This is a genomic window from Maribacter sp. UH1, from assembly GCF_056839145.1.
Window position 1 is genome coordinate 1,584,711 of record NZ_CM166387.1, and the last position, 11,848, is coordinate 1,596,558.

Annotated in this window: 12 protein-coding genes; 2 read left to right on the plus strand and 10 right to left on the minus strand. The window is 33.7% G+C overall.

Going from position 1 to position 11,848, the window contains the following annotated elements; all coding sequences use genetic code 11:
* Positions 1-272: 272 nt before the first annotated feature.
* Positions 273-2,720 (plus strand): hybrid sensor histidine kinase/response regulator, encoded by a 2,448-nt coding sequence (locus UH1x_RS06900; protein WP_482625905.1) that lies wholly within the window; start codon positions 273-275, stop codon positions 2,718-2,720.
* On the opposite strand, the gene UH1x_RS06905 is transcribed toward UH1x_RS06900, so the two are convergent.
* The 9 genes from UH1x_RS06905 to UH1x_RS06945 form a co-directional block, all read right to left on the minus strand.
* A complete protein-coding gene (locus UH1x_RS06905) occupies positions 2,695-4,053 on the minus strand; it encodes a sigma-54-dependent transcriptional regulator (RefSeq protein WP_482625906.1) in 1,359 nt (452 codons plus the stop codon). The two genes, UH1x_RS06900 and UH1x_RS06905, sit on opposite strands and share 26 nt — an antisense overlap.
* A gap of 177 nt (positions 4,054-4,230) precedes the next feature.
* Complete coding sequence (locus tag UH1x_RS06910) at positions 4,231-4,548, minus strand: hypothetical protein (protein WP_482625907.1); 318 nt, start codon at positions 4,546-4,548, stop codon at positions 4,231-4,233.
* A 615-nt stretch (positions 4,549-5,163) separates the two neighbouring features.
* The gene (locus UH1x_RS06915) at positions 5,164-5,469 is read right to left on the minus strand and encodes a hypothetical protein (RefSeq protein ID WP_482625908.1); all 306 of its coding nucleotides are present in this window, start codon (positions 5,467-5,469) and stop codon (positions 5,164-5,166) included.
* Between the two features lie 153 nt (positions 5,470-5,622).
* Positions 5,623-5,925, minus strand: coding sequence for a hypothetical protein (locus tag UH1x_RS06920; RefSeq protein WP_482625909.1), 303 nt, complete (start codon positions 5,923-5,925; stop codon positions 5,623-5,625).
* Positions 5,926-6,133: 208 nt separating this feature from the next.
* Positions 6,134-7,672 carry a DUF4301 family protein gene (locus tag UH1x_RS06925; RefSeq protein WP_482625910.1) on the minus strand — a complete coding sequence of 513 codons (1,539 nt, stop codon included), beginning with the start codon at positions 7,670-7,672 and terminating at the stop codon, positions 6,134-6,136.
* Positions 7,669-8,232, minus strand: coding sequence for an AAA family ATPase (locus tag UH1x_RS06930; protein WP_482625911.1), 564 nt, complete (start codon positions 8,230-8,232; stop codon positions 7,669-7,671). The genes UH1x_RS06925 and UH1x_RS06930 overlap by 4 nt, the downstream gene beginning before the upstream one ends.
* Complete coding sequence (gene pnuC / locus UH1x_RS06935) at positions 8,193-8,825, minus strand: nicotinamide riboside transporter PnuC (RefSeq protein ID WP_482625912.1); 633 nt, start codon at positions 8,823-8,825, stop codon at positions 8,193-8,195. Before pnuC ends, UH1x_RS06930 begins: the two co-directional genes overlap by 40 nt.
* A complete protein-coding gene (locus UH1x_RS06940; protein WP_036157129.1) occupies positions 8,809-9,069 on the minus strand; it encodes a hypothetical protein in 261 nt (86 codons plus the stop codon). Before UH1x_RS06940 ends, pnuC begins: the two co-directional genes overlap by 17 nt.
* 26 nt (positions 9,070-9,095) lie before the next feature.
* Positions 9,096-9,734, minus strand: a complete 639-nt coding sequence (locus UH1x_RS06945; protein WP_482625913.1) for a 4'-phosphopantetheinyl transferase family protein — start codon at positions 9,732-9,734, stop codon at positions 9,096-9,098.
* A gap of 81 nt (positions 9,735-9,815) precedes the next feature.
* Here UH1x_RS06945 and ahcY point away from each other — a divergent pair, with 81 nt between their 5' ends.
* Positions 9,816-11,132, plus strand: coding sequence for an adenosylhomocysteinase (gene ahcY / locus UH1x_RS06950; protein WP_482625914.1), 1,317 nt, complete (start codon positions 9,816-9,818; stop codon positions 11,130-11,132).
* A 73-nt stretch (positions 11,133-11,205) separates the two neighbouring features.
* On the opposite strand, the gene UH1x_RS06955 is transcribed toward ahcY, so the two are convergent.
* The gene (locus UH1x_RS06955) at positions 11,206-11,790 is read right to left on the minus strand and encodes a DUF3332 domain-containing protein (protein WP_482625915.1); all 585 of its coding nucleotides are present in this window, start codon (positions 11,788-11,790) and stop codon (positions 11,206-11,208) included.
* Positions 11,791-11,848: the final 58 nt, after the last annotated feature.

Here is an 11,848-nt window from a genome sequence, read left to right on the forward strand (position 1 = left end):
AACAAAAAAATCATACTACATCTTATTCTAAAAAATTGTTTTAAATTTTTTAGACTTTCCCTTGGCAGCATTACCTGCCCAGGTTCTTTGGGTATAATCTCAGCTTTGTTCTAAAACTAGAACTAGGCACCCCTTTGAGATGCGGCAAATGTAATGCAGTTATTTAAACTGTCATAAAGAAATTTAAAAAAATAACAACTTGTTTAATTAACATCATTTTAGAACTTCTTCTTGCAGTTTTAACGTATTTATACTGCCAGCAACGAAACTTTATGAATTCAAAAAAAAATAGATTCACCCTTAAGATTACTATTAGTTATCTACTCCTAATTATTCTAGGGGTCATTGCCTCTTATTATATCTACAATGAAGTAAAAGAGTATATAGCAACTGAACAAACAACGGAAAAAGACAATAAACTGCTAAAAACCAACTCTTTTCTGGCGCAATTATATGAAGCGGAAAGTCTTTCAAAGCTTGCCTTGCAAACCAAAAGCAAAATCAATTTTACCGCTTATGAGAATAAAATAGACTCTCTCTACACCAATATTGAAGAATTAAAAACACTTACGGAAAGCAATCATCAACGCATGCTTCTAGATAGCCTTAGCTCTTTACTAACCAAAAAGGTGACCAATATTAATGCCTTACGTTCTATTAGACTTAAAGACCAAACAGGCACCGCTATAAACTCTGCACTTAAAGAATTTGACAAGCTTGAAGAATCTTTGGGTATTATTAAACCGGAAGGTTTAGCCCCAAACTTGGACGAGCTTTCGCCAAAAGCACAAAGTGCTATAAAAAAAGTAGCAGATTATTTAAATGCAAATGTACCCGCAGATGGCGATCCGCAACAGAATGCACAAACAATGGACAGTGTTGTTCAGGTATCTAAAAACCTATTAAAAGATGTTCAACAAGAAAACACAATAAATGAAAATTCTTTAGCCATTAGAGAAACAACTATCAACAGAACAGATGTTGAGCTATCGCAGCAATTGCGCACTATGCTTTCTTCTTTTGAGCAAGAGATTATTATGAATAGTCTAGCAAATTCCATTAAACAGGAATCGCTATTTAAACGAAGTATTCGCCTAGCCGTTATCGCCGCAATTCTTGGTTTTCTTGTAGTGGGAATTTTTACTTTTATTCTTAATAGAGATTTTTGGAAAGCCAACATTTATAGAGAAAAACTTGAAAAGGAAAAGGCATATTCAGAATCGCTCTTAAAAAGTAGAGAGCAATTGATCGCTACCGTAAGTCATGACTTACGCACTCCATTAAACACCATAAGCGGCTATGCCAATATTATAGAAGAAAGCGATAACAGTAAGTACCACAAAGAACATATTACCCATATTAAATCTGCTACTACCTATGTCAATAACCTTGTAAATGATTTACTGGATTTCTCCCAGTTAGAAGCCGGAAAAATGGTTGCTAAGCATTCTACTTTTAGGATTGATGAATTAATACAAGAAAGCTCTAAAAATATTGCTTCTCAATACCAAAACAAGAATATTGAGATGATTTTAAAATTGGATGATTCTTTAACACAGCCTATTATTTCAGATGCTTTTCGTCTACGACAAATAATATCGAATCTTTTAGGAAATGCTTATAAATTCACAGATAAAGGCACTATCACATTGACCGGAACTATATTAAACAATAAAACTCTTAAACTACAAATAGAAGATACGGGAATAGGGATTTCTAAAGAGAAACAAGAACTGATTTTCAAAGAATTTACACAAGCTGAGAACGATACCGATAAGAAATATGGTGGATACGGATTAGGACTTACCATTACCAAAAAACTCACTGAATTACTTGAAGGTTTCATATGGTTAGAAAGCGAAATAAATATAGGCAGTACGTTCACGCTTGAAATACCTATTGAATTGGGAGAAGATTCTGAAGATGAAAAACAATCAATTATAGCATTAGAAGATTTAAAAATTATTGTATTCGATGATGATGCATCTCTCTTAAAACTTATTGGTGAAATTCTAAAATCTGAGGGAATTGAAGCCCGACTATTTTCAGATTTTAATGCTTTTACATCTGAAGAAGATTTCCACTTTGATGTGGTTTTGACCGATATAGAAATGCCTACCGTTACCGGCTATGAAATTGCAAACAAATTAAAATCTGGAACATTCAAAAATTATAAAAAACAACCCATCTTGGCAATGACAGGAAGACGAGACCTATCATTACAACATTTCACCGAAAAAGGATTTACAAGCCTCTTACGCAAGCCGTTTTCAAAGACCGACTTATTACAAAAACTAAATACATTATTTAACAATAACACCGAGGCTCCAAGTACCATTATTTTTAGTAAGGAAAACAACGACAAGCCATTTAGCCTAACTAATATAAAAATGTTTTTAGGTGATGACCAAAATGCTATTGACGAGGTATTGCTGATTTTTAAAAAAGACACCACAGAAAACCTCCTTCAACTTCGAACCGCCGTTACCGATAATGATTTTGAGCTACTAAACAAAACAGCACATAAAATGTTACCCATGTTTCGTCAATTAGAAGTGCATAATGCCATTCCCGTTTTAGAAACTTTTGAAGTATTAAAGAGCGATGAAATTAGCAGTCAAAAATTAAAAAGAAAATTTCAAGAAGTGCAGCGTGAGATTGAATTTTTAATTGATGTACTTTCACAACAAACAGCTACAGATCCAAATCATAATGGTTGATTCTATTGTATAGCGTTTTGCGAGTTACCTGGAGTAATTTGGCTGCCTTGGATTTATTATAATTAGTACGTTTTAAAGCGTTTACAATTTGTTCTTTTTCGAATTCTGCTTTTGAAAGGCTCCCTAGTGCTGCGGTTTCTAAAACAGGACTCATCAACTCTGACGGTAAAACTTTTGCTTCTACTTTATCTGTAGTTGATAACAATACTGCGCGCTGAATTACATTCTGTAATTCACGAATATTACCAGGCCAATGATACGCATTGAAAATATCCCAAACCTCATCAGAAAAATCAACTATTTGTTTGTTCAACTTTGCATTGAACTTTTTTAGAAAATGAGAAGCTAATACCAGCAAATCTCCGTGTCTGTTTTTTAAAGCGGGAATTTGCAAAGAAAATTCATTTAATCTATGATACAGATCTTCACGAAAAGTACCGTTCTCAACCGCAGACTTTAAATCTTCATTGGTAGCTGATAATATTCTAACATCAACCTGTATTTCAGTATTACTACCTATTCTTTTAATTTTTCGCTCTTGTAAGGCTCTTAACAACTGAATTTGATTCTCATAGGAAAGATTACCTACCTCATCTAAAAACAATGTTCCGCCATTAGCAGCTTCAAAACTCCCTATTTTATCAGCAACTGCACCGGTAAAACTTCCTTTTAAATGTCCAAAAAACTCACTTGCCGCTAATTCTTTAGGTATTGCCCCACAATCAAGCGCTATAAATGGCTTTTTATTTCTTGTACTTTTTTGATGAATGGCTTTTGCAGTAACCTCTTTACCTGTACCACTTTCTCCTATGATCAAAACTGACATATCCGTAGGTGCGACCAAGACAATATGTTCTTCTAATTTTTGAGTTGCATCACTTGTAAGAATCAATTCCTTTGAACTAGCTTCACTCTCTTTGTTAGCTACTTTAGCCTTAGAGTTTTCAGGTTCTTCTTTGGAAGTCTCTTTTACAGCTGCAGGTTTTGAATTCAACGCCCCATCAATAACCGTCAACATTTGGTCAGGCGTAAATGGTTTGGAAATATAATCATATGCACCCATCTTCATAGCCTTTACAGCCGTAGACACTTCTGCATAACCGGTCATAACTATTACCGGAATCTTTCCTTTTAATTCAGACACCAATTTAATGCCATCATAATCCGGCAGACGCAAATCGGTAATTACCAAATTAAAATTTTGTTCTTTTAGCTGTTTTTCACCATCTAACCCAGTATGACTTAATACTACATCATAACTATTTCTAGCCAAAAATTTTTGAAGCATTTGAGCAAATGAAGTATCATCTTCAATAATTAGAATTTTAGTCATAGTCAGTTTGGTGTTCTTAGTATCTACGTAAAAATACCATATGCCGACTACTTGTATTTTAAAATTATCATAAAGCTTTTGTTCAAACATTTAAAAAAAGGCATAAAAAAAGGAAAGAATAGCCTTTAGCTATCCTTTCCTGACCAAACCAACTTGAACAAACAAGTTTCTCTATAATTACATATCTATCCAATTACCTTCTTCATCTGCATACACCGTACCTTGTGTGCCATCTTCAAGAGATAATACTAGCTTATATTGTTTCTTTTCATTTGTGTATGCCTTATCTAAATTTGCCGTTGGAAAATTCTTTGATACTGCATCTGTTACTGCTTGTGGTACTTCTGCAACCGAGATTTCTTCAAAATCTTCTGTTGCTATTGAAATCTCATTTACTTGGTTGTGCTGTATTCCATTTTCTGAAACCGCTGCATCTTGTGCATTTATTGCAAAACCTCCTAATGTCATTGCTCCTAATAAAAATAAAGTTCTCATATTTTCTATATTTAAGTTAATAATACATATCAATACTATTAACAAAGAAAAAAGAGTGCCACAAAAAAAGAATATACTATTACAACTGATTATCAGCCAATTATAATTTTACCATCATTCCGGTAACTGGGTAAACTTGTACCCCATATAAACCACTGTGTAATTTTTACTCAATAAGCCAATTATAAAGTCGTCCTTAAAATTCAAATGAAGACAAAAAAAAGGAGCTGCAAATTGCAGCCCCCCTCAAACCACCTATCAAACTCTTGTCTTAAAATTTTAAATCAACACCTCAATCAATTCAACAACAACTAATATTGGTAATGCTAATCCGGGGGATTATTTCAAATACAATTATTTGGTGGCACTTTCATAGTTAACGGTTAGTGTTTACGCGAAAGTGATATTTTAATTATTTATTTCTCTAAACATAATTTTGATATGACCCCTAATGAAAAAATCAAAACTGTGCTTAAGACTAAAATAAATACTAATGTGACCATTGTTTCATAACTTGCTTCACTTATTTAGACACAACATTATTTGATAGGTCACATTTTAAATAAAAAAAAACCGCATTTAGCAGTTTTTTTTTATTTCTATCCGTAAAATGGACTATCTCTTATTGATCCAATTACCATGCTGGTCTATATATACGGTCTTTCTTGTACCGCTTTTAAGCACCATTATTAATTTGAATTCTCCTTTATCATTTTTAAAAGCTCCACCAAGTTTAGAGGTTGGGTATTGCTTTAATATTTCTTCAATTACCGGTGGTGTTAATTCGCTCGATTTAATTTTTACGTATTCATCGGCTATTTTGACTACAACTTCTGTTTCAATTATATCTGAACTAGTATTTGCTGATGCGTTAAACATGATTCCGAAAGTCAAGAATACTAGTAATGCGTAATTTTTCATGCTAATAATTTTAATCGTTAATAACTCTAAATCTTAAAATACTTACGGAGTAATCTTACATATGGATTATCTTTTAATGAAATTTTAAAATTTTAAACATAAAAAAGCTGCCTAGGCAGCTTTTTACAAACAACTAACTCAAACTTCTAATCCTTACATTTCTAACCAGTTACCTTCTGCATCTGCATAAAGCACTGAAGAAGCACCATCTTGTGAAGTAATTTCTAATTTGTATTTATTTTCATCATCAACGTATGCTTTATTCAACATTGCACCTTCATAATCTGTTGCTAAAGCATTTACAATTGGTGTTGGTAAATCAGAAGCAGCTACTTCTGTATAATCTTGTAAAAAGATTTCTTCCATTATACCATCGTGAAATATAATTGGAGTTGCGGCAGTACCTATTGTTAAACTACCTATGGCTAAAGCTGTGGCAAATACTATTTTTTTCATCTTTCTTATATTTAAATTAAACATTCTTGAAAGGTATATTAGAATAATTGTGCCAACACGAAATACGACATCCTGTTTAATTACATATCATTGATTGTCAGATATATAAACCAAATAATCGTTTTAAGAATATTGGGTAAAAATGTGCGTAAATAAAAAAAGTGTGTAGAAACTACACACTTTTTTATACGATACTCTATATTATTATTTAAGCCTGATGCGAATCTTTTAAAAGATCTACTACACTTTTTACAGGATTAAAGGTCACTAAGGGCACTTCTACAAAAATGGTATTCCAAAAAGCCATTGCACCATTCCATAAACCAGGTAGCTCAAGAGCTTTTAATTCTTTACCATCTTTAGTTTTGCCTGTAATAAAACCTTGCTTTTCATCAACAAATTTTAATAGGTCATATTTCTCACCTTTATAATTACGAACAGCACATACTAAATCTACCGGATTAAAATGTGTAGAATTTTTAAGAAGATCCGCTTGTTGTGAATTATCCATATCTATTTGGGCAGACTCTATAATTTGTAAAGAAACTTCCCCTTTACCATTAGTTACCCAAAACGGACCACCACCTGGTTCACCTTCATTCTTAACCATACCGCAAATACGAATAGGTCTGTTGATTTTATCTTTTAGTACAGCTACTTTTTCACTGTTGGATTTGGTATCAAAATCATCTGAGAAACGAACGTTCAAGTTTGTAACCAAAAAGTTTCTGATTTCTTCAATCTGTGTATCATCTACATTCCCCTTATCTAGCAACGCAGCATATTCAAAAGCTTTTTCCTGCTCTTTTAAAAGTACACCTGCCAAAACCTTTTTACTATCCGCAACTGCCTTGGCATCTTTCATTACGGCAACGTTGTCTATATTTTTGATAAAAACAATATCGGCGTCTTGTTCGTTTAAATTCTGGATCAATGCGCCGTGACCTCCTGGTCTAAACAACACAGAGCCATCTTCATTTCTAAATGGATTATTGTCCATATCTACGGCCAAGGTATCTGTAGAAGGTTTTTGAAATGAGTAATCTACATTATAAGTTATACCAGTGTCAGCAGAAACTTTTGGTCCAGAGGCTTTAAACTCTTCCCCAAACATTTCTTCATGCTGCTCAGAGATTGTAAAATGTAAATTTGCCTTTCCGTTAGAACCTGCATATAATGCACCTTCCTTTAAATGTTCTTCAAATGGTGTAGCTGCAGAAGATTCGTACTTATGAAATGGCAATAATCCCTTCGGATAAAAACCATAGTTCAGTGCATTCTCGCCTAAAAGTTCAGAGATAAAACTAAAAACCTTTTCTCCTTGAGCATCAGATTTTAAATTTAATCTATCCATAACTTTCTGATAAAACGGAAAACGCTCTAATCCTTCAGAGAACTTCTTAATATCTTTATCATTAGTTCTTGTCAAATATGCGTCTAGAGTTTCCTCAGCAGGATTATAAGCACCTAAAAAACTAAATAATGCTTTAAACATTCTTGATGCCGCACCAGAAGCCGGCACAAACTTTAATATATCTAAGTCTTTTAATTTCGAATCATAAAATGCAATGAGCTCTTGCTCTTCTGCATCAGAAAATTTAAGAATACCATTACCTATTACGGCAGCATTCTCTAATTTTACAAAAGGTATACCTTCTTTAAAAGTGTTGATGTGAATCAACATTTGCTCTTTAGAAATTCCCTTTTGCTCTAATTGTTTTAAATCTTTATCTGTAAGTTCAATCATTTATTTAATAAGGTATCTATATGGTTAATGGCTTTTTCTAAACGTTGTTTTTTGTTCCCCTTCAAGGTAATAAATTTTTTGCCGTATTTTTCTAAAGTATCTTTAAAATAATTGAACATTTGTTCTCTTTCATTTGGCTTATCCCTTAAATCATCAGCTTCCCAAGGAATATCTATATAAGTCAGCAAATAAAGATCATAAGAATTCTCAAGCGCATATTTTTCTAATACAGGATCACATTCCCCAATATAATATGCTTCTGAATATACTTTGGTTTCCAACAGATCTGTATCGCAAATGAGAATATCCGTAGCCTTTTTAGACAACTTATTTTCTAAGCGCATTTGCCCTTCGGCAATAGGTAACAGATCATGAGGTTCGCAAGTTTTACGCTCATTGTTCCATTTATCTTGAAGATAATCTCTTGCATATTCTGGTACCCAAACGGTATGGTAATGCCTTGCCAACTGTTCTGATAAGGTTGTCTTACCTGTAGATTCTGGACCAAAAAGGACCACTTTTAAGACATCTGAAGGTTCTTGCTTATATTTTTCTTCCATGCATTATACCCGTAAAAGGCCAATATTGTAAAAATGAGATATTGAAAACTAGTAAACGTAAATCCTTTATAAAAGTATAATGGAATAGATATTAAATCTCCAATGATCCAATATATCCAATTTTCTACTTTCCTCTTGGCCATCAACCACATACCCACAAAAAATATAGCTGTTGTTATGGTATCAACATAAGCAGTCCAACTATTCCATTTATCAAAAACTTGATACACGGTAAAAACAAAGATGATAGTACTTATAAATATGATGACCGAGGTAATATTTTCCTTTTTGGTTACTCTGGTAATTGGCGTGTAATGTTCTGCATCTACTTTTCTTGTCCAAATATACCAACCATACAAACTCATTATAAAATAGTAGGCATTTATCATCATATCGCCCAATAAACCCCATTTCAATAGGAGATAGACAAATATTGAAGTACTTATCAGCCCTGTAGGGTACACTAAAATTTTGTTTTGTTTGGAAAACCACACCGATAACAGCCCAAAAATGACCGCTACGATCTCCAGGATAATATCTAAAGTATCATAATCTGAATATTGACCAAAGAGATAATCAAAAATGGGGCTCATAGTCGCTTCTATCAGATTTAACTATTTTCATGAACAAAAGTCCGCGGTCCATCAGCTCAAATGCTGTTTTAATTTCAGTATTCAATACGTTCATTACTTCATCATACGAACCAAATACTTGTGTACTTAGCGGGTTCTCTAAAACAGTTAAACCACAGTCACGCAGTTTTTTTATAAAATTTATAATGTGCTGCTCAAAATCGTCTTGTAACGGCGAAAAGGTCAATTCAACTGATATATCCATATAAAGTATGCTGTCTTTAATTTATTCTATTCTTTATCTCTTGTAGCATATACACAAGTAAACTGCTCAAACTCCAGAAATCGTATTTTATAATTCGATAAATTTCCTTGAAAAATAATTTGTGCCGTGGTATTATTAGCATCAAATTTAAAATCTAGAACATTTATATGGTGCAAAAAACTTACCCCCCTGTGGCCATAAATTTTATAAAGTGATTCTTTGGCACCCCATACAATAGTCAATTTTCTAACTACAGCAGCAGTATTCGCAAGTGTTTTATACTCTTCAAAAGGTGTAAACTTATGTGCTATTCTTAAAATTTTATCACGCTGCATTTCAATATCTATACCTACATGTTCGGTTTTACTTATGATAATACCCGTAAAATTATGTGAGTGCGTAATAGATATAAAATTACCGTCTTTTAAATGGGGTTTCCCATTTTCATCATAGATTAAATCGGCATCGGTATATCCATAGGTAGCAAGCAAATGCCTAATACTCAAGAAAGCCTTACGATGAAGTTCAGATTTCATTCCGTCAAATCGATTTTGACAATAGGGCGTGAGCTCAATACCCGTCCAAAGGTTTTCTTCTGTCTCTTCAACCTTCCAAATTGCTAAGGAGGTTTCTTCATTTACTGTTATAGTTTTGTAAAGCGGCATGGGATTCTTAGTGTTATTCGTACCTTTGCACGAATTAAAAATTGCTGTACACAGAAAACGAAAGTATAAAATAATAAAGATATGAGCACGAAAACTATTCCGTATGTGCCTTATAAGGTTAAGGATATTTCCCTTGCTGATTGGGGAAGAAAAGAAATTGAATTAGCAGAAGCTGAAATGCCAGGCTTAATGGCGTTAAGAGAAGAGTATAAAGATGAGCAACCTTTAAAAGGTGCCCGTATTGCAGGTTGTCTACATATGACAATACAAACTGCTGTACTTATAGAAACATTGACCGCTCTTGGCGCCGATGTTACTTGGAGCTCATGTAACATATTTTCCACTCAAGATCAAGCAGCAGCAGCTATTGCCGCAGCAGGCGTACCTGTTTATGCTTGGAAAGGAATGAACGAAGAGGAGTTTGATTGGTGTATTGAACAGACTTTATTCTTTGGTGAGGACAGAAAACCATTGAACATGATTTTGGATGATGGTGGTGACCTTACCAACATGGTTTTGGATAAATACCCAGAAATGGCCGGAGAAATCAAAGGTCTTTCTGAAGAAACTACAACAGGTGTTCACCGTTTATACGAGCGTGTAAAGAAAGGAACTTTACCTATGCCAGCTATAAACGTTAACGATTCTGTTACTAAATCCAAATTCGATAACAAATACGGATGTCGCGAAAGTGCTGTTGATGCTATACGTAGAGCAACAGATACAATGCTTGCAGGTAAACGCGTAGTTGTTGCCGGTTACGGTGATGTTGGTAAAGGTACTGCAGCTTCTTTTAAAGGTGCTGGCTCTATCGTTACCGTTACCGAAATTGACCCAATTTGTGCGTTACAGGCTTGTATGGACGGATTTGAAGTTAAGAAACTGGAAACGGTTATAGGTAACGCAGATATTGTAATCACTACAACCGGAAATAAAGATATTATTAGAGCTGAACATTTTGAAGCCCTAAAGGATAAAGCAATTGTTTGTAATATTGGTCATTTTGACAATGAGATCGACATGGCATGGTTGAACAAAAATCATGGTAATACCAAAGATGAAATCAAGCCACAGGTTGATAAATACACTATCAACGGTAAAGATTTAATCATTTTGGCAGAAGGTAGATTGGTAAACTTAGGTTGTGCAACTGGGCACCCTAGTTTTGTAATGAGTAATTCTTTTACAAACCAAACATTAGCTCAAATAGAGCTTTGGAAAAACAGTGCCAACTACAAGAATGAAGTATACATGCTACCTAAGCATTTAGATGAGAAGGTTGCAAAACTTCACTTATCTCGTTTAGGAGCTGAGCTTACAGAGTTGAAAGATTACCAAGCCGATTACATTGGTGTAACGGTAGAAGGTCCTTTCAAACCTGAATACTACAGATACTAAAACATTGGTTTTAGAAACTAAAAAAGTCCTGATTTTTATCAGGACTTTTTTTATGCTTTATACTTTCTTTAGATTAGTTATTCTCTGCCAACATACCCTCTAAATAATAACAATCTGTTTGCTCTTTAATTTGAGCCAAACCTTCTTCTTTAGAACTTAGCGGATTAATCTTAACCTCTTTTCCATTTGGCATATAAACAATGTAAAAACCTTCTTCAAAAGATGACAATTTTATAATCTCACCATTAGGTCTTACTGCGTTCCAAGATTTTTCACTTGGTTTATAAACTAAATCAATTTTCTTTCCTTTTTTAGGACCGTCAACTACGGTTACTTGCATTCTGTTTTTAGTAGCGGTCATTTCAAAAGTGTTACCGTCTCTTTCTACCATTTGAGTCTCTGACTCCCCTTCTTCCATTGCAATTGGGTTAGAACCTCCCCAAAACTCGATTACGTTGAAGATTACAGCATCACCTAAAAAGAATAATCCATAAACAGGAATAATATTTAAGCCCCAGAATACCAGATTGTTCACAAACTTACTATCAGACAACCCTTGATTCCAATCTTTTAAATTATTGAAAGCACTAAAAGAACCTAAGCAACTAGAGAATAATAAGGTACTCGCCATTGCAACACAGATAATTGATTTTTTCATGATATGATTATTTAGAATTAGACCTGCAAAATACCGCTAGATGCCCCTTCTAACTTCT